Source organism: Denitromonas iodatirespirans (assembly GCF_018524365.1).
Taxonomy (GTDB): Bacteria; Pseudomonadota; Gammaproteobacteria; order Burkholderiales; family Rhodocyclaceae; genus Nitrogeniibacter; species Nitrogeniibacter iodatirespirans.
Genome location: NZ_JAEKFT010000194.1, coordinates 1 through 221 on the forward strand (window position 1 = coordinate 1; position 221 = coordinate 221).

At 68.3% G+C, this 221-nt stretch carries 1 protein-coding gene; it reads left to right on the forward strand.

The genetic code is table 11. The features are described 5' to 3' along the window. The coding region (locus I8J34_RS24525) for a hypothetical protein (RefSeq protein ID WP_214364232.1) at positions 1-221 on the forward strand (221 nt) is incomplete at both ends.

The window sequence follows — 221 nt, forward strand, 5'->3', positions numbered from 1 at the left end:
GGCACCACCCCGGTCAGCATCAACACCGGCGAGGGCACGCTCGTGCTCACCGGCTTCAACCCGGCCACCGGCGCGGTCAGCTACACCTACGACCCGAACGTGCAAAGCAGCAACGCCCCGGTGCTCGACGCCATCGCCGTGGTCGTCACCGATGACCTGGGCATCGCCGCCACCGGCAGCCTCGACATCCAGATCACCGACTCCGTGCCGGTGGCGATCAA